Below are 18,589 nucleotides of genomic sequence, written 5' to 3' on the forward strand. Positions count from 1 at the left end.
CAAGACGGTCGCGCCCTGATCAATGTAAGCCCGCCGCCTTGCATGCCTCGACAAAGGTCGAGCCTTTTTTGTCCATCGCCTCTTTGACTCTCTGATTGGCTTTCACCAAGGCTGCGCTTGGCTTTGCCCACTGCTCAGGTGGCAGCGGCTGTGACCATGCCTGCACGGATTCCGGTAATGTCGGACGCCCCTTTCGATGGCCCCATTCGGCAAGCAGGTAAGGCATTTTCCAGAACACCAGCACTCGGCGGATGTACCAGAATCGCAACGGCCATGGGCTGCGTTTGGGATAGCCAAACCTCTCACGCTCCTTGGCAGAAAGATCGGCGCCCACGTCGTTCATATGGCACCTTCTGCGCGCATCTTCACGCTCGAGCTCAAAGGTGTGCAGCCCTTCGTAGGGCTTGAGCCGATCACCCGTTGCAATCAATCCCATGGCGGCAAGCATCGGGCTCGGCGTATCCACCAATTGACCGTCTTCCATGTAATTACGGATCGACGCCCACATTCCCAGTGAATGGGCGTCGCTGGGTTGTGGCAGCAGCAGAAACTGTACGGTGTCTTGTTCCTCATCCTCCAGGCCCATGCCCAAGCTGTACTGCCGGGTCGCACCATAGCTGGTGACGCCCTGGGTATTGGCTACCCAGGCGACCACACTTTCCCAAGGTACGATCAAGACCCGATGGGTTTTGTCGTCGACGTAGCAGACTTCGCGGCGTTGGCGGTTGAAGCGTATGGGGTAGGTTTTGGCGGCCTCGTAAACGCTGGAGATCATGCCGTATACATAGGCTCCAAACGGAATTATAAATAGGAGTGCACCACTGGCGAAAACTTGCACACCATCTCCAACAATTTCGAAAAATTTTTGGTCGACTTCCGGGGCGCTAAAAACCACAAGCCAAATAGCAATTAGAACAGGCGCAATAAAGGCCGTAGATAACACCATCCAAATCATCGCTGCCAAAATTTTCCCTTGCTCAACCATCCCCCGATTACTACCACCCAACTCCAGATAGGTATCGTTCATCTGCGAAAAGTTGCGACGAGACGATTGGGCCTGACCTGTGTATACGGGCAAGGGCGACAGAAACAGGGTTTCGTTCAATCCCTTGACCCGGACTTCACCGGCACGAGGTCGCTGACTGCGAATGTCTGGTGCCGGTTCGGTGGCAACGCTTTTGTTTTTGCGCCTGAACATTCCCTTAAACATCCCCCTTCAGCACCCCGCCCATTGACGCGCCATCACTGTAAGCCCGCTGCCTTGCACGCCTCGACAAAGGTTACGCCCTTTTTGTCCATCGCCTCTTTGACGACCTGATTGGCTTTCAGCAACGCTGCGCTTGGCTTTGCCCACTGCTCCGGAGGCAGCGGCTCGGACCATGCCAGCACGGATTCCGGTAATCTCGGACGGCCCTTTCGATGGCCCCACTCTGCAAGCAGGTAAGGCATTTTCCAGAACACCAGCACTCGGCGGATGTACCAGAATCGTAAGGGCCATGGGCTGCGTTTGGGATAGCCAAACCTCTCACGCTCCTTGGCAGAAAGATCGGCGCCCACGTCGTTCATATGGCACCTTCTGCGCGCATCTTCGCGTTCAAGCTCAAAGGTGTGCAGCCCTTCGTAAGGTTTGAGCCGATCACCCGTTGCAATCAATCCCATGGCGGCAAGCATCGGGTTCGGCGTATCCACCAATTGACCGTCTTCCATGTAATTACGGATCGACGTCCACATTCCCAATGAATGGGCGTCGCTGGGCTGCGGCAGCAGAAGGAACTGTACGGTGTCTTGCTCCTCATCCTCCAGGCCCATGCCCAAGGTGTACTGACGGGTCGCGCCATAGCTGGTGACGCCCTGGGTATTGGCTACCCAGGCGACCACACTTTCCCAAGGTACGATCAAGACCCGATGGGTTTTGGAGTCGACGTAGCAGACTTCGCGGCGTTGGCGGTTGAAGCGTACGGGGTAGGTTTTGGCGGCCTCGTAGACACTGGAGATCATTCCGTATACATAGGCGCCGAATGGGAGAATAAACAGAATAGAAATACTGGTAGATGCCTTGAGCCCGGTAAATAAATCATGGAGCGGCTCAGTAAAGTTGTCTGGATAGAAGAGTACACCGAACAAAACGACAAGGCCCGGGAGGATAAAAGCCGTGAACAGCACCATCCAAATGCCAGCTGCTAATATCTTCCCTTGCTCAATCATTCCCCGGTTACTACCACCCAACTCCAGATAGGTATCGTTCATCTGCGAAAAGTTGCGACGAGATGATTGGGACTGACCTGTGTATACGGGCAAGGGCGACAGAAACAGGGTTTCGTTCAATCCCTTGACCCGGATTTCACCGGCACTGGGGCGCTGGCTGCGAATGTCCAGAGCCGGCTCAGTAGCGACGCTTTTGTCTTTGCGTTTGAACAGCCTCTTAGACATCACCCTTCACCACCCCGCCCCTTGACGTGCCATCAATGTAAGCCCGCCGCCTTGCATGCCTCGACAAAGGTTAAGCCTTTTTTGTCCATCGCCTCTTTGACTCTCTGATTGGCTTTCACCAAGGCTGCGCTTGGCTTTGCCCACTGCTCAGGTGGCAGCGGCTGTGACCATGCCTGCACGGATTCCGGTAATGTCGGACGCCCCTTTCGATGGCCCCATTCAGCAAGCAGGTAAGGCATTTTCCAGAACACCAGTACTCGGCGGATGTACCAGAATCGCAAGGGCCATGGGCTGCGTTTGGGATAGCCAAACCTCTCACGCTCCTTGGCAGAAAGATCGGCGCCCACGTCGTTCATATGGCACCTTCTGCGCGCATCTTCGCGTTCGAGTTCAAAGGTGTGTAGCCCTTCGTAGGGCTTGAGCCGATCACCCGTTGCAATCAATCCCATGGCGGCAAGCATCGGGTTCGGCGTATCCACCAATTGACCGTCTTCCATGTAATTACGGATCGACGCCCACATTCCCAGTGAATGGGCGTCGCTAGGTTGTGGCAGCAGCAGAAACTGCACGGTGTCTTGCTCCTCATCCTCCAGGCCCATGCCCAAGCTGTACTGCCGGGTCGCACCATAGCTGGTGACGCCCTGGGTATTGGCCACCCAGGCGACCACACTTTCCCAAGGCACGATCAAGACCCGATGGGTTTTGGAGTCGACGTAGCAGACTTCGCGGCGTTGGCGGTTGAAGCGGACGGGGTAGGTTTTGGCGGCCTCGTAGACGCTGGAGATCATTCCATAAACGTACGCTCCCATAGGAATAGTAAGTAAAAGCGAACCGCCAGCAAATACCTCTAAAAAACCTCCGATAATATCGAAAAACTTTCGATCTATTCCAGGTGGATTAAATATCGCGAGCCCTATAGAAATAAGAATAGGCACAATAAATGCGGTAACCAGTAGCATCCAAATGCCAGCCGCTAAGATCTTTCCTTGCTCAACCATCCCTTGGTTACTACCACCCAACTCCAGATAGGTATCGTTCATCTGCGAAAAGTTGCGACGAGACGACTGGACCTGACCTGTATATACGGGCAAGGGCGAAAGAAACAGGGTTTCGTTCAATCCCTTGACCCGGATTTCACCGGCACGAGGCCGCTGACTGCGAATGTCTGGTGCAGGTTCGGTAGCGGCGGCTTTGTCTTGGCGTTTGAACAGTTTGCTAAACATCGACAGTCGCCAAGTCGTCTCTGATGAACAGCCTGAAAGGGGCCTTGCCTGTTCCAGGGGGCATGCTCTCTTCCGAGTCAAGTCGATAGGTCCCCTTGGCCATGATGCTCACACCATAAGAGCGGCTGATGTACAGGTTACGCAGGACAAAAGTGGTTTGGTGGAGTACCTCGCGTTCGGCGTCCAATTGGTAGGCGATGGTGAAGGCCAGGGCGAAATCTGAGGTTTGCTCGCAATCATTGATCGGCAAATGCAGCGTCAGTGCTTGTTGCCCTTCACTGACGACGATGAAACGCGTGGCCCATATGGCGGTGCGTTCTTGCCAGCTTGCCGGCGGCAGGTTGCGCCTGTAAGGCTGGTGTGCGTAGTTATCACGGACCTGTTCGTAGGCTTGTAGCTGTAACTTGCGCTGGTCCATTTCCTGAGTGCTGATGCCAGGCAGCACCAGCCTCAAGTAGGTTTGTTTTTCATCGCGGATCAGTTCACAGGTTGGCTTTTGGACGACCCTCGCCAGTTCACTCAACTCGTCTTGCAGGGTGCGGTGCCTGGAGTTGTTGCCCCAAGTACTGGTTTCCATCCACGCTTGCAGATCGTCCAGATTGAAGTAGTTGTACAACCCCTCACCCACCAATTGCAGGGCAGTGGCGACCAGGCCTATCAGATTGGCACGCGCACCGATGGCCAAAAGCCGTGGACTAGCCTCTGCCCACGCCAAAGCGCGCAGTTCGGTCGGTGTTTTAAAAATGTTCTTGATGATGGAACCTGTGTGCTTGGCGGCCCAGGTGTTGGTGCCAACCAATATCCCATCGCCGGTAATCTGCAAAGTGGTAGCGCCCAGCCCCTTGTAATTGCCTTTAGCCAAGGCTTTACCCCATTGCAGCGAGTGCCTACCCAAGTCGATTAATGCTGCTGTGCCGCCAAATGAAAACGCCCCAAATCCGCTTATGCCGCTCCATCGTCCCAAACGACTCATGGTGTTTAACTTACCGGCAGCACTTTCCATCTGCTCAATGTGAGCCTGAAATAAAGTGACCGCTGACCCTTGCACTGCGGCAAAACCGGCTGCTGACATACCGATAAATGATTCGATGGCCTTCCACTTATCAGCTCTCGTAGGAGCTTCCTTTTCATATATGGTGGTGATCGCCTCAATAAACTTCAGCCCCTGAATCACAAACAACGCCAACGCAATCCCATCGCCTTTCGACTTCACCGCCCCCAGCAGCGGCTTGTTAAAGGTTCCGGTGGCCCGGAAGTCCCGCGCGGTCCTGGTCATCTCTGCACGCAACTGCGGATCCAGGCCATCGATCACCGTGCCAATTTGCGCCGGACTGTTGCCACCGACGGTCAAGGCACCCCCAAGTCGCTCTTCCAGGGGCACCAGTGCGCTTTTCAGCAGGTTGATACGCTGGTTATAGGCCGCTTCGCTGCCAGGCGATGCATGCCCTATGGATTGCCATACCAATTCGCGGTTGCGCAGCCGATAGATTTCCTTGAGCTGACTGCGCAGATTCATCGATTGCTCGCGGGCTTGATTGAACGCCGCTATTTCTGTTGCCGAAGCCGCACGTAATGTCAGGCCCTGGCGGGAGAATTCGCGCAACAGTTGCAGCCGCGCTGGGGCCCCGATATGACGAATGTAGCCATTAGGGTCAATATTCTGTCCTTGTCTGAAGGTCTCATGAGCCTTTTCCAGCTGATCGGCGGCTTCCAGCTGATGCGCAGGGATGTAGGCCTCCTCGAGCATGCTCTGCAAACCCATGAACTGAGTATTCAGTTTGGTGTAATTGGGCAGGCGTTTGATCATCAAGTTGTGAAATTGATTGCTCAAGACATTGACGTTATTGGTGCTTTGCGCAACATCAAGCACCTTGATGGTGAAGCTGCTCAAGTCCGCCAGTTTTTTGGCAATGTCGATTTGCTCTGCCAAGCTCAAGGTGTCGAGCCCAGGCACCACCGTCAACAGGTCGGACGCCAGGTAGGCGGCCAGTTTTTCTGCAGCATTTTGGTCCGCGCACATCGCCGCCACGCAAACGAACTCGGTTTCCAGACGGTGCTTGATCTGTGCGTCGAGTGTGAAGTCGTAGTACCAGGCCGCACGGTGGAACAGGCCAGCGGTGAACAGGTTGAGGCGATCGTCGCGTATGGATTGCAGGCGGGCATGCCAGTGACTCAGCAGGTTTTGCTGCGCCAGGACAAAGGCTTGCATTTCGGCCCGCATGACCAGGTCGTCGATGCCGCGCTGACCGATGTCCTTGCCGTGCAGCGCGTGCCAACTCTCCAGGCTGAGCGTGTTGAGGGCATCCTGATGTTTTTGATAGAGCGCAGCTCCCAGCGCCTCTTTCATGTCGATAAAGGCACGGGCATAGACATTGTCCTCGGCCGCTTGTCGCCAGTGCTGTTCGCTACCGAAGATGCCCGGTGCCGGATGTTCGTGCCGGACCGTTAGAAACTCAAAGATTCTCGATTGCTGGTACTGTGTGGTGTCATCCTTCAACGCGCGAATGGCCGAGTCGGTTTCGCTCTGCGCCACCAAGCGTGCGGTATTGACGGTGTACAAGGACTGGATGTAAGTACCACTGAGGTACTGGGCCTGGCGCGTGTCATCAGCACTCCACTGATCGATCCAGTCGGCCACTTTCAGTTGGGCGGCTGCCAGGTCGCGCATCACGCCAATGTCGTCGCGCAGCACCAGAAACAGGTAATCGTCCTGGTAAGCACCGAGTACTTTACTGGTCAGTGCTTCAATTTCCGTGTCCTGGAACAACGGCTGCTCTTCCCAGTGGTAGGGCTGTGTCTCTTCAGGGTTGGCGCCGTCGGGAAAGGCTTTGGATGCTGGTCGTTGGCTGGCGCCTGTCGCGTCGGGCGGCTGGGCGTTTTCCGCCACTTCCGCCAGCCATTTGTTTGCCTGTGGCTTGCTCAACAGGTTGGCACCGCCGCGCAGCGGGCAGGCACTCTGCAGGTCGACCCGCTGCATCAAGCGTTGGCGTTCCTCCCTGGAGGTGAGCACTTGCGCGCACTTGAAGGCCGTCCACTGAATTTCGCAGTAGCAGGCGTACAAGGTGTGATCACGTTTAAACACCAAGTGCGGTTCGCCGACAGCGTTGGTGCGTGTGTCACTGGCAACCTCCTGGCCGTTCCAGAGCAATTTGCTGATCTGGCCGTTTTCAATGCTGTACTCGTGCAGATAACCGCTGGTGTCGTCGATGATGTACAGATACCCATCACGCAACAGGCGAATGCCCAGCGGCTGGCTCTGTAGCGTGTATGGCATGGACAGCTCAGCAGCAGGATCGAGGTGCTCGACCAAGCCGTAGCGCAGCGGCAGCAACTGCATCTTGGTATTCATCAACGGACACACTCCGAGAGGAGAGCGTATGTCCTTGATACTTAAGGCCATGGCGGCGGTATTGGCGCTGATCTTGGGGGGTTGTTGGACAGTCACAGCAGGCGTCCTTGTCGTTCAGCGGCCCGGCGTTCGGCCAGTTCGGCAGCACACCGCACACGGGTCAATGGGGTATCCGGCGTCGATTCCGCCAGCAGTTGAACGATATCTGGGTGGTCAGCCAGAGGCTGCCCGGCCAGATAACCGAAAACATTCACGTACAGGGTGATTTCCTGTGGACTGGCAAAGCCTTGTTGATAAGCGTCGCCCACGAGTTTGTGCACATACTGACGACGCTCAGGCGGTGTAAAAGTCGCCATGAAACTCGGGAAGTGCCGTTGCAGGTGCTCACACAAACTGGAGACGGCGTGGCGAAACTCGACGCCCCCCAATGCGGTGAGTTCCTGATCGCTCAATCGATAGGACGCCGGCTCAGCACTGGCCTGCGGTGTTCGCGCGTGTTGCCGCCAGGTGGCGTCCACACCATCCGGCAAGCAAACATGCGTGACAGGGCCAAACCAGCGGGCACTGCGGTCTTGCACCGCGAGACCGAACAGTTGATGCATCACTGCCGGGTCGGCAATCCGTGGCATCACCTCCACGCCTTGTGCCTGTTCAACACTGAGCAAATGGCGCCAATGCTCACAGAGCCGATGAACATCGGTATTGCTGAACAGCAAATACCCCCACTCGAGGGCGGCGTGTTCCTGAAAATGGGCCAGCAGTGGGTCATCGCGACCATTGAGCGCGACCAAACAGGGTGAGATGTCTGATAGTTCATGCCAGCGTGTGTTCAGGTACAGGCTGTAGGGTGGATTGCCCCAATGGTGCAGCCGTTGCAGAAGATCCGGCATGCTGACGCCGTCCAGCAGCAAGTAAGCAGGTGTCATCCAGGGCAAATCCTGCGGCAGTGGCGGGAACTCACGCATCGGCTTGCTCCGCTTGTTGTTTCGCCGCTTCGCACACCGCACAGATCGGCTTTTTGTCCATCAAGGCCACGCGCTGCGTCTGGGGTAGCAAAGGCGCTTGAAGCGCCGCCAGCTCAGTTGGCAGCGCTTGTTTGGCCGCAACGCCGGCTACCGGTGCCCCACCGATTTGAATTTCGCTACTGCTGAAAATGCCGCCGGGACCGATGACGATATGCTGGCCGCCACCTTTCAAGGTGATGCTGGCGCCAGCATCGAGGATCACCTGCACGCCTGCTTTGAGGTGCACTTGCTGGCCCGCTTCAATCGCCAGCGTTTGTCCGATGCGGGTATGGCTGCTGTCGGCAATGTGCAAATAGTCGTTGGCTTTGAGCTCAACTTTTCGGTCAGCGCTCACCGTGCGCTGCTCTTCAGCCTCCAGCACCACGATGCTGTTGCCCTTGATGGTTTCCCGGCGCTCGTTACCGACTTCCAACCGGCTGTCATTCTCGATCTTCTGCTCCAGGTCGCGCTGGGCGCGCAGGTAAATCAACTCCTGGCCTTTGCGATCTTCAATTGACAGTTCGTTGTAGCCACCGCTGTCTGGCGTGCTGCGGCTGCGCAGTACGGTTTTGGTTTTGTTCGCGGGCAACGGATAGGGCAGCGATGTGTGCTTGTTGGGCACACAACCGGTAATCAACGGCTGGTCGGGGTTACCCTCCAGGTAGGTCACCAGCACTTCCATACCGATGCGTGGGAGGGTTACTGCGCCAAAACCCTCGCCAGCCCAGGTCGACGCTACCCGTAACCAGCAACTGCTCTTGTCGCTGTTGAGCTCGGCACGGTCCCAGTGAAATTCGACTTTGACCCGGCCATATTCATCGCAATAAATTTCCTCGCCTTCAGGCCCGGTGACCCGCGCCGTCTGGCTGACCAGCGCAGCGTTGCGGGTGACCAGCGGCGGCCGATAGAACACGTCCCAGGGGATGGCGCTGAAGCTGTTGCGATAGCCTTGGCTGAAGCCGTCTTCGGGTTGGCTGTCGCTGCTGACTGACTCCTCAAGCACCTGCGGCTGCTTGCCTTCATGGGTGACGCTGAGCAAGAGCCACAAGTCGTTGCAGTCTTTACGCGGGTGCTCGGTCAGTTCGACGAAGTGGCCACTGCGCAGAAACGGCTGGTCGCTTTGGCCTTCGGCCAACTGGTAGTCACAGCGGTGCCGCTCCAGGGCTTGGCGGGCGCGTTGCGTGGCGAGTTTCTCGGTGTCCACCGACAACGGGTAGCGGTAGTCCTCAAGCCGTGGGCTGAACTCGGCGGTGAACTGGCTTTCCAGCAGCAGGCTTGGCCGCTGGAAGTCATAGCCGCGGTGCGTGACCGTGCTGGTACGGGTGCTGAAGCGCCGGGAGAACTGGCTGATGACCGGGTGCTCGGCCACCAGGCCACTGCCTTGCTGATACGGCGTGGCGCCGAGCTTGGGGAAAAAGGTTTGATCGTCGGTGAACACCAGTACGTGGCCATCCGGGCTGTGTTGGTGATGCCAGGCAATCCCGTCCTCACTACATAGCCTCTGGATCAGCTCGTAGTCGTTTTCAAAATATTGAGTGCAGTATTCGCGCTCAGGGCTGGTGCGGACATGAAAAACAAAGGCATCGGCCTGAATCCCATGACCCTTGAGCACCTGGGCAACGATCTGCGGCACTGTCAGCTGCTGGAAAATCCGCTGGTTATGGCTGAACTGCAAATAATGCAGCGCGGGCACCAGGGTCAGCTGATAGCGGGTCAGGCGTCTGCCAGGTTCGCCGACCAGGACATCTTCGATATGCCCGTGAATGCCTTCGCCCTGCAGGCCAAAGCGCAGGAACGCCGGTTGACCAAGCAGACTTTCCAGATCGAAGTCAGGGTATTCGCTGACCAGTTCAACCTTGATTGCATACAGGCAACTGAGGGTTTCACTACCGTCAAACGCCAGTACTTTGAAATCGTTGCGAACCGTGGGGATCAGTAACTCGAACTGCACGCTATGGGCCGACGCGAACATACGTTTGTCCTTAAACGGGTGAGGAAATAACGCGATACCCAAGCCCCTCCTGCTTGAGCTGGCGTACACACCCGGAAAAGTTACCAAGCACGGCAATAAATTGATGTCAGACGCTTCCCAAACTGCACCTGCCTCTTCTGGCCTTCAATTGGCTGGCCTTACCGTTAACCAAAAGTTTACAGCTTAGGTATACTGGCAGGCTCTTGGCCCCGATCAGGACACCTGCCCCATGTTGGAAAACAGTTTCGCCTTCCGCCTCAAGGAACTGCTCGAACATCACAAGCTGACCCTGCAAGCCGTGGGCACGGCCTTGGGCATCTCGCGCACGGCGGTGCACAAATGGACCCGTGGCGGCGAAATCGACTATGACAACCTGCGCAAGCTGGCCGACTTTCTCAAGGTCAACTGGATCTGGCTGCGCTATGGCGAAGAGGCGCTGGAGAACGTCCAGCAGCATCAGGTGGTCGAGCTGCCAATGACCGACCTGCGCCGTCGCTACACCGCCGAGATCATGGAAAGCGAAACACGCATGAAGCTGGCCCAGGAAGGCGCGCGCATCGTCACCTGGGAATGGAACCTGATCAGCGATGAGGTCACCTACTCGCCCAACGTCGAGCAGGTATACGGCTGGCCGGTCACGCGCAACGAAGATTTCTGGGCGCACCTGCCCGAAGAAGACATCAGCCACATGCAGCAGCTGTACGCCCAGGCGGTTGCTGAGGGCACCGGCTGCGAATGTGATTTCCGCATTACCCGCCCCGACGGCAAGCAACGCTGGATTTCTTCCCGCGCCACGGTGGTACGCGACAGCGTAGGCCGCTCGGTGAAGATGGTCGGCATCAGTATGGACAACACCGAACGCATGGTTGCCGAAGCCGAACTGCGCAACAGTGAAGAGCGCTTTCGCACGATCTTCGAACTGGCTTGGGGGGCCCTCGCCTATATTGATCCCGACGGCACCTGGCAGCGGGTCAACCGCAGCCTGTGCGACCTGCTCGGTTATCGCGCCGAAGCACTCTACGGCATGACCTTCCAGCAACTGACCCACCCCGACGATCTGCCCGCTAACCTGCAACTGCTGCAGCGCATGCTGGCGGGTGAGATCAATCGCTATGAGGTGGAAAAGCGCGTGCGTCACAAGGATGGCCACTACATCTGGGTACGCGCGCGCACCTCGCTGCAACGCCGCGACGACGGTGAGCCGGAACACCTGATCAGTGTGTTCGAAGACATCGCGGCCGAACGTTGCAAACATGAGCGCCTTGAAGCGCACATCGCCGGGCTCGAAGCCAGATTGGCGCAAAAGGCCTGAGTCACCCCTCGTTGATCGGGAGCGTATTGGATGCTGCCAGGTTCTTCCTTTCTATCAGCCCGGTCGTTGCGGGTAGCCCAGTTGCGCGGCAAGGTTGGCTTGTATTTTGTCGCTGCCTTGTCGGTGTTGGCCGGAATGACCGATGCCATCGGCTTTATGGCCACTGGGGATTTCGTCTCGTTCATGAGCGGCAATACCACACGCCTGGCGGTGTCGCTGGGGGAAGGTGACGTCGGGTTGGTGTTGCGCATCGGCCTGGTACTACTGGCCTTTGTGCTCGGCAATGCCCTGGGTGTAGTGATTGCCCGCCTTAGCGGGCGTCGACCGTGGCCGCTGCTGTCTCTCATTGCCGCCCTACTGGCACTGGCCGGATTGCTGCCAGCAGCCTGGCAATTGCCCGCTTTGGTTGCTGCGGTCATCGCCATGGGCATGATCAATGCGGTGGTCGAAGAAGTGAACGGCATGCCGATCGGCCTGACCTACGTCACTGGCGCACTGTCGCGATTTGGCCGCGGGCTTGGCCGGGCGTTGCTGGGTGAACGTCGACACGGTTGGCGGGTGCAACTGATTCCCTGGACCGGGATGTTCGTTGGCGCGATTATCGGGGTGCTGCTGGAACAGGCCTTCGATCTGGCCGCGCTGCTGTTCAGCGCCTTGCTCGCTGCCGCGCTGGGGTTGATCTCGTTGAAGATCCCCCGGCGCTGGCAGCTGGGCTACATGCCCCGCTAGCCGTTATAGGCAGGTGGCCAACGCGGCCATGCGGCGCAGGGCGACGCTGTCGTCCTTTTGCGCGTAGTAGCTGACGGCGCTGTTTGCGCCTTGCGGCTGGATATCTGCGAAGGACTCCGCCTCACGGGTGTAGACCGTAAAACCACCCTGCTTGCCTGGTTCCAGGTAGCCACTGGCATCGACGCCAAACACTGCTTCGTCCTGCCAGCCGAACTGGATGCACTGGGCAACTCTGTCAGCCGGTTTGCTCGAGGTGAAACGCTTGGTCGGCGCCTTGGTGCGTGCTGCTTCCATTGCCGAAGAAGCACACCCGACCAACAGTGCTGCAGCAACCATCGCCATTACTACCCGCATGACACACCCTCGTCGGAAAAAAGCCGACTGTATCATTGCCCGGCCGCCAACACCCGCGCCTCACACGGTGGCGATGATAAAGATGCGCTTGAATGGAAACAGGGTGCGACCGTCGTCCTCCGGCGGGTAGTGGTTATGCAGCAGCTTCAGGTACTTGTCGAGAAAGGCTTGCCGCTCGCCATCGTCCAGGGCGCTAAGTACAGGGCGCAGGGCCGAAACCTTGACCCAATCGAAGATCGGCGAGTCGCCTTCAACCACCTGCAAGTGCTCGGTTTCCCAGATATCCAGCTCACGGGTCAGTGGCGCCAGCAGACGGTAATAGCTGTCCAGTGACAGCACATTGCGTGAGGCCATGAACTTGCGCAGCGCCAAGGTGCCCAGAGGCTGACCATTAGGACCGGGCTCACTCAAAGCGCGCAGCATCAACTGATACCAGGGGGCATCACTCCAGTTGGGCATGTGCACGGCCAGGCAACCGCCCGCTTGCAGTTGCGCCAGCAAGCGCGGCAGCAAGCGTTCATGGTCCTCGATAAAGTGCAGCACCGCAGCGGCAAATAGCAGGTTGGCCGGCTTCTGCGCCTGCCACTGGCTGACATCGACATTCAGCCAGTTAACCTTGATCGGCAATGCCAGGGCTTGCTCAAGCATCTCCACCGAGCTGTCGATACCGAACAGCTCAGCCCGTGGCCAGCGCTCGGCCAGCAGCCGCGTGGCGATGCCTGTGCCACAGCCCAGGTCATAGATGCATTCAGGTGATTGCTCCGGCAAATGTTCAAGCAGTTCGAGCACCGGCCGTTCGCGCAGCCGGGCAAATTGCAGGTAGCTCTTAGGGTCCCAGGCGCTGCTGCCGCCAGGCGCACTGATGCGGGGTTTACCAAGCATGATTGCAGTCCTTTGCAAACAGTCAGTCCTGACGTCCAAGGGCATTCAATACCCTGAGCACCAGGGCCATGCCACGACGGGTTTGTGGCTCTCGCAGCAGCGACAGCAGGCCATATAAACTGGGGGGCTCGCTTTCCTTGCCAGTCTGCGCCTTGGCCAGGCGGATGGCATTGCCAAGGTTCCAGGACAGCGCGGTGGCTTGCTCGAACTGCACCGCGAGCTTCTCGACCATCGCCGCATCGAGCAAATCGACCAGGTCGGACAGTAGCGACGCCAGGTCGACCAGGTTGTCCAGACGACCGCCATCGAGCAGCGGTTGCAGCTTGTTCAGCAAGGCCTCAAGGCCCGGATTCTCGCCCTGTACGGCGGGCGTATCAGTCACTTCCATGTGTACTTGCTCCTCCCGGGGTCGGGTCACAGCATGCCGCGGGCTACGGCCCAATACAGGCCACGGTTGAATCCATTTCTGAGTAGGCCACCCAGCTTGGTTGGCGGAGTCGGCAGCACATCGTGACGGTAGTCATAGGTCAATGGCATGCCGGCGTTCAGGCCCATTTGCGCGGCCGCCTGGACCTTGCCGTCATACACCGCCACGGTCCTGCCCAAGCGAATCTCGCCGGCGATGTTGTCGGCAATCACCGGTGCCTGATTGTGGCAGGCCCCGCCGGCCTTGCTGACCGGCAGATCGACCGTGTCACCGATCACGTATACCCCTTGCAGACCATACACCTGCAAGGTCTCATGATTGGTCGGCAGCCAGCCTTCATTATTCGGCGCCTGCGACGCACCACTTTCCAGCACCGCATCCACCGCACGGATCGGCGGCGTGGCCATGAGGATGTCGTAGAGCTGTGCATCGCCTTCTTCCGAGTAGGCGATACGCTGCTCAGGGTCGACTCTGCCGAGGGTAAAGCCGCGCTGAAACTTGATGTTCTTCTGGGCAAAGATGCTCGGCAGAATCTCACCCGTGGGCCGCTGCAAAAACAGGCAGTTGCGCAGCAGCTGTGCGGTGCTTGGGTAGGTGTAGATGATCTCGACCTTGTCACGCACCCCACGCCGACGCAGGTAGTCGTCGAGCATCAACGTGGTTTCCACTGGCGCAATACCGCACTGATGCGGCACATTGGGGGTCTGCGGAAAGGACACGGTGATGAAGATTCGTCCCTTCTCGATACTGGCCAGGCGCCGGGCCAATTGCCGCGCCGGCTCGTATTGGTAAAAGTGATCACCACCCTGCGCCAACCCCTCGATGCGTTCAGGAGCCGGCACACAACCGGTGGCGATCACCAGAAAATCATAGCCAAAGTGCCGACCGGAACGAGTGTGCAAGGTTTGCCCAGCGAAATCGAAGCGGGTGACTTCCTGCACCTGAAAATCAACTTCCGGACGTAGCAACGAGCGTTCAGGGCGTTTCAACTCTTCCTGAAAAAACAGGTCGAACGCCACGTACATGAAGGCAGGCTTGTAGTAGTGATCAGGGGAATTGGACAGCAAGGTGATGCGTACCTGATCGCGCAGAAGCTCTGGATAGAGTTTGCTGACCAGCTGATTGGCGAGCATGGTGCCGCCAACACCACCGCCTACGATGAGAATATGTTTTGCCATGATCTCGCGTCCCTGCGAACAAAATCTTACAACGTCGATGGCTATAGTTAAGGAAAGTTTCGACGATAAGCCAATAACCCTTTGCTATAACCCTGATCGCGGGGCAAGCGCATGTGTGGAAGACTGAGCCAGTACCACGGCATTCACGACTTCGTCGACGCCCTGAGCATGCCCGGCGCCTGGGCCAACGAAATCGGCGATCAGCCCTTGGCCCATTACAACGTCGCCCCGAGCAGCAATGTCGCAGTCTTCACCCCGCAGCGGGTCCACTGGTTGCGTTGGGGTTGGCGCCCACAGTGGGCCCGCGACCGTGCCGCGCCGATCAATGCACGGCTGGAGAAAGTCGCGCACTCGGCGTTTTTTCGGGCGGTCTGGGGGCATCGATTGATCGTACCGGTCGATGGCTGGTTTGAATGGGTCGACGAAGGCGAAGCAAAAAAACAGCCCTACTACATTCATCGCCGTGACGGCCTGCCGGTGTTCTGTGCCGGTATTGGTCAATGGGGTGCGGGCGACGACGATGGGTTTGTCATCATTACCGCTGACAGTATCGGCGGCATGGTCGATGTCCATGATCGGCGACCGCTGGTGTTCTCACCCGCCCTGGCCAGGGCCTGGTTGAACTCCGACGGCGACAAGGCTCAGGCCGAGCAGATGCTGCTTAATCTGAGTGAGCCATCAGAGGCGTTCAGTTGGTATCGGGTCGATAAGGCGGTGGGCAATGTGCGCAACCAGGGCAGTGAGTTGTTGCGACCGCTACGTTGATCGGGGGGCACTAGCCCTGCAATAAATCAACAAACGGCAATACGCTTTCTGCCAGACTCTGCGCCTTCAGATATCAGGAAGATGGCATGAACGACGAGTTACTCTTGGTCCTTGGCCTGCTGTTTACCTGCGTGGCCCTGTTTATCGTCAACCGGCCACGCATGGATGTGGTCGCGTTGCTGGTGATTGTTGCGCTGCCGCTGACCGGCATTCTCAGCGTTCAGGAAGCCTTGGCCGGTTTCAGTGACCCCAACGTGGTGCTGATTGCCGCGCTGTTTGTGATCGGTGAAGGCCTGGTGCGCACCGGGATTGCCTACCGCATTGGCGAATGGATGGCTGATCGCGCCGGCAACAGCGAAGTGCGTTTGCTGGTGCTGTTGATGGTCTGCGTCGCCGGGCTGGGGTCGGTGATGAGTTCTACCGGGGTGGTGGCCATTTTCATTCCGGTGGTGCTGAGTATTGCTGCGCGCATGAAAGTTTCACCCAGCCGTCTGATGATGCCATTGAGCTTCGCCGGGTTGATCAGCGGCATGCTCAGCCTGGTCGCCACACCGCCCAACGTGGTGGTGCACAGTGAATTGGTGCGCCACGGTGAAGCCGGTTTCAGCTTTTTCAGTTTTACCCCGTTTGGCCTGGTGATCCTGGTGCTGGGCATCGGCTACATGCTCCTGACCCGCCACTGGCTCAGTGGTGAAGTGCGCAAAGACGGTACCGCGCAAACCCGCCGAACCTTGCTCGACCTGATCATCGACTACAAACTCGCCGGTCGTGAACGACGCCTGCGGGTGCGCCCCGGTTCGCCCTTGATCGGCCATAGTTTGAGTGAGCTGAAGTTGCGCACGGTGCATGGTGCCAACGTCGTGGGTATCGAGCGTCAGCACAAGTTCACCACCCGGGTGATCAGCCCCGACTCCAGCACCACGGTGCATGAAGGTGACGTGTTGCTGCTCGATATGTTCGCCCCGCGGGACGACCTGCGCAGCCTGTGCCAGACCATGAAACTCGAACCGCTGCATTTCAAGGCAGCTTACTTCATCGATCAGTCCCACGCTGTGGGCATGGCCGAAGTGGCGGTGGTGCCCGGCTCGCAGTTGATCGGCAAGAGTGTCCTGGACCTCAATTTCCGCAACCGTTGGGGCCTTAACGTGGTCGGCTTGCGCCGCGGCCAGAACGCGATTGAAGAGCAGTTGGTGGAGGAAAAGCTCAAGCTCGGCGACACCCTGTTGGTGATCGGGCCGTGGAAGGCTGTGCGCCAGTTGCAAGCGCAGCCCAAGGACTTTCTGGTGTTGAGCCTGCCGGCCGAAGTCGACAACGTTGCTCCGGCCCTGAACCAGGCCCCCTATGCATTGATCAGCCTGGCGGTAATGGTCGGCCTGATGATCAGCGGTGTGGTGCCCAACGTCATCGCGGCGCTGATCGCCTGCCTGCTGATGGGCGCCGGGCGCTGCATCGACATGAACAGCGCCTACCGTGCGATCCACTGGCAGAGCCTGGTGCTGATCGTTGGCATGCTGCCGTTTGCCCTGGCCTTGCAGAAAACCGGCGGCATCGGCCTGGCGGTGAATGGCCTGGTACAGCTGCTCGGCGATGCCGGGCCGTACATGATCCTCGCTTGCCTGTTCGCCATCACCGCAATCATCGGCCTGTTCATTTCCAACACTGCCACTGCGGTACTGATGGCCCCGGTGGCAATCAGTACCGCTGAACAGCTGGGCGCTTCGCCCTACCCCTTCGCCATGATTGTTGCGCTGGCGGCTTCTGCGGCGTTCATGACGCCGGTCTCGTCACCGGTCAACACCCTGGTGCTCGGTCCGGGTCAGTACCGCTTTGCCGACTTCGTCAAAATCGGCGTACCGTTCACCTTGCTGGTGATGGTGGTCAGCGTGTTCATGGTGCCGTGGATATTTGCCCTGTAACGGCGCTGATCTTATGTTGCTTGAGGTTATCGGCGGCGACGCGCCAGTCCTGGGCCCAGCCATCAAGCACCAGCTTGAGGTTCTCGGCGGTCATCACTTGCTCGTCGTTTTCCAACGGCAAGCCGGTGCCCTTGCGTACCACCTCGGCGACCACGGTGCGGCTGCCGCCATCGAGGAAGGCCGCTTCGGTGGCGATCACGCTGTCCAGGTCGCGGATGCCGACCGCGGTGCTGACGCCAGCAGCCACCAGCGTCACCGGCAGGTACTCATAGAAGTGCAGTGACTGGGTGTGAGCGGCTACCGAGGTAATAGCCGGGCGGATGATCAGGGTGTTCGGGCCGGGCTGTTCGACCAGGTTGAGCACTTTACTCAGCTCACGCTTGAGTGCTGCATCGTAATAGGTGGTCACCGCCGTCAGGGTCGATGCCGGAATCTGCGCGCTGGCCTTGGGCGTTGGGTAGAACTGGCTCGGGGCAATGTATACCTGGGTGTAGCGGTCCATGTTCAGCTTGGGGCTAACCCAACGCAGCACCGAATCGCCCGAGGCGGTTTTCTGCTCGCTCAACTGATCGTAGTTGCGCAAGAAGCCGGAATATTCTTTCGGCGATACCCGGTTCTGGCTACAGCCAACCATCAACAACGACAGGCACAGCGCCGGTGCAAAGAGTTGCTTACGCATGACGGCTACTCCCGCTCTGCTGGCGCACAGCCCTCGGGGCACTGCCGGAACGGTCAACGCTCAGTTGACCATTGGCCATGATCCAATGCACCAGTTCGGTCAGTGGTATTTTGTAGCTGTATTCCATCCACTGACTGTTGTTGGGGCTGAAACGCTCGAAGTAGTGGCTCAAGATCATATGGGTGGCGTCGCTGCACAGCTCCAGACGCGAATCCTGATAGCTGAGCAAAGAATTGCGCCACAGATCCTGGGTGCGCAGATCGAGGGTCAGGGATTGGCTGCAGTCGAGGCCGTCTATTGGAGGTTGTGCCGGCATGAAGAATTCCCTTGGTTTGGACTGCACTGAGGATGCCCCAGGGCTTTTGCTGG

The 18,589-nt window shown here is 58.2% G+C and carries 16 protein-coding genes; 4 read left to right on the forward strand and 12 right to left on the reverse strand.

All coding sequences use genetic code 11. The features are described from left to right. Positions 1-19: 19 nt before the first annotated feature. From ACQRAX_RS01995 to tssI, 6 genes are all read right to left on the reverse strand, one after another. A complete protein-coding gene (locus ACQRAX_RS01995; protein WP_412037433.1) occupies positions 20-1,198 on the reverse strand; it encodes a DUF6708 domain-containing protein in 1,179 nt (392 codons plus the stop codon). A 44-nt stretch (positions 1,199-1,242) separates the two neighbouring features. Beyond that, complete coding sequence (locus ACQRAX_RS02000) at positions 1,243-2,430, reverse strand: DUF6708 domain-containing protein (protein WP_412037432.1); 1,188 nt, start codon at positions 2,428-2,430, stop codon at positions 1,243-1,245. A gap of 32 nt (positions 2,431-2,462) precedes the next feature. Next, the gene (locus ACQRAX_RS02005) at positions 2,463-3,653 is read right to left on the reverse strand and encodes a DUF6708 domain-containing protein (RefSeq protein ID WP_412037431.1); all 1,191 of its coding nucleotides are present in this window, start codon (positions 3,651-3,653) and stop codon (positions 2,463-2,465) included. Beyond that, positions 3,646-7,002: a toxin VasX gene (locus tag ACQRAX_RS02010; protein WP_412037430.1), complete on the reverse strand. Its 3,357-nt coding sequence runs from the start codon at positions 7,000-7,002 to the stop codon at positions 3,646-3,648. The genes ACQRAX_RS02005 and ACQRAX_RS02010 overlap by 8 nt, the downstream gene beginning before the upstream one ends. A gap of 92 nt (positions 7,003-7,094) precedes the next feature. Beyond that, positions 7,095-7,967 (reverse strand): DUF4123 domain-containing protein, encoded by an 873-nt coding sequence (locus ACQRAX_RS02015; RefSeq protein ID WP_412037429.1) that lies wholly within the window; start codon positions 7,965-7,967, stop codon positions 7,095-7,097. Next, the gene (gene tssI, locus ACQRAX_RS02020) at positions 7,960-9,978 is read right to left on the reverse strand and encodes a type VI secretion system tip protein VgrG (protein ID WP_412037428.1); all 2,019 of its coding nucleotides are present in this window, start codon (positions 9,976-9,978) and stop codon (positions 7,960-7,962) included. Before tssI ends, ACQRAX_RS02015 begins: the two co-directional genes overlap by 8 nt. 229 nt (positions 9,979-10,207) lie before the next feature. On the opposite strand from tssI, the gene ACQRAX_RS02025 reads away from it, so the two are divergent. Both ACQRAX_RS02025 and ACQRAX_RS02030 read left to right on the forward strand, forming a co-directional pair. After that, on the forward strand, positions 10,208-11,290 hold the full coding sequence (locus ACQRAX_RS02025) for a PAS domain S-box protein (RefSeq protein ID WP_412037427.1): 1,083 nt from the start codon (positions 10,208-10,210) through the stop codon (positions 11,288-11,290). A gap of 30 nt (positions 11,291-11,320) precedes the next feature. Continuing rightward, positions 11,321-12,019, forward strand: a complete 699-nt coding sequence (locus ACQRAX_RS02030; RefSeq protein WP_412037426.1) for a YoaK family protein — start codon at positions 11,321-11,323, stop codon at positions 12,017-12,019. Between the two features lie 3 nt (positions 12,020-12,022). Here ACQRAX_RS02030 and ACQRAX_RS02035 read toward each other — a convergent pair whose 3' ends face one another. The 4 genes from ACQRAX_RS02035 to ACQRAX_RS02050 are packed head-to-tail and all read right to left on the reverse strand — an operon-like array spanning position 12,023 to position 14,860. After that, the gene (locus ACQRAX_RS02035) at positions 12,023-12,373 is read right to left on the reverse strand and encodes a hypothetical protein (RefSeq protein ID WP_412037425.1); all 351 of its coding nucleotides are present in this window, start codon (positions 12,371-12,373) and stop codon (positions 12,023-12,025) included. 60 nt (positions 12,374-12,433) lie between these two features. After that, positions 12,434-13,255 carry a methyltransferase domain-containing protein gene (locus tag ACQRAX_RS02040; protein ID WP_412037424.1) on the reverse strand — a complete coding sequence of 274 codons (822 nt, stop codon included), beginning with the start codon at positions 13,253-13,255 and terminating at the stop codon, positions 12,434-12,436. Between the two features lie 22 nt (positions 13,256-13,277). After that, the gene (locus ACQRAX_RS02045) at positions 13,278-13,643 is read right to left on the reverse strand and encodes a DUF1641 domain-containing protein (RefSeq protein ID WP_412037423.1); all 366 of its coding nucleotides are present in this window, start codon (positions 13,641-13,643) and stop codon (positions 13,278-13,280) included. Between the two features lie 26 nt (positions 13,644-13,669). Beyond that, entirely contained in the window at positions 13,670-14,860 is a 1,191-nt protein-coding gene (locus ACQRAX_RS02050) for an NAD(P)/FAD-dependent oxidoreductase (RefSeq protein WP_412037422.1), read from the reverse strand. A 111-nt stretch (positions 14,861-14,971) separates the two neighbouring features. On the opposite strand from ACQRAX_RS02050, the gene ACQRAX_RS02055 reads away from it, so the two are divergent. Next, positions 14,972-15,625, forward strand: a complete 654-nt coding sequence (locus ACQRAX_RS02055) for an SOS response-associated peptidase (RefSeq protein WP_412037421.1) — start codon at positions 14,972-14,974, stop codon at positions 15,623-15,625. Positions 15,626-15,711: 86 nt separating this feature from the next. After that, entirely contained in the window at positions 15,712-17,541 is a 1,830-nt protein-coding gene (locus ACQRAX_RS02060) for an SLC13 family permease (RefSeq protein WP_412037420.1), read from the forward strand. Here ACQRAX_RS02060 and ACQRAX_RS02065 read toward each other — a convergent pair. Both ACQRAX_RS02065 and ACQRAX_RS02070 read right to left on the reverse strand, forming a co-directional pair. Then, positions 17,513-18,220 carry a DUF3313 domain-containing protein gene (locus ACQRAX_RS02065; RefSeq protein WP_412037419.1) on the reverse strand — a complete coding sequence of 236 codons (708 nt, stop codon included), beginning with the start codon at positions 18,218-18,220 and terminating at the stop codon, positions 17,513-17,515. The two genes, ACQRAX_RS02060 and ACQRAX_RS02065, sit on opposite strands and share 29 nt — an antisense overlap. Next, on the reverse strand, positions 18,213-18,536 hold the full coding sequence (locus tag ACQRAX_RS02070) for a hypothetical protein (protein ID WP_412037418.1): 324 nt from the start codon (positions 18,534-18,536) through the stop codon (positions 18,213-18,215). The genes ACQRAX_RS02065 and ACQRAX_RS02070 overlap by 8 nt, the downstream gene beginning before the upstream one ends. Positions 18,537-18,589 lie beyond the last annotated feature (53 nt).

It is taken from the genome of Pseudomonas sp. UM16 (assembly GCF_050312595.1).
Classification (GTDB): Bacteria; Pseudomonadota; Gammaproteobacteria; order Pseudomonadales; family Pseudomonadaceae; genus Aquipseudomonas.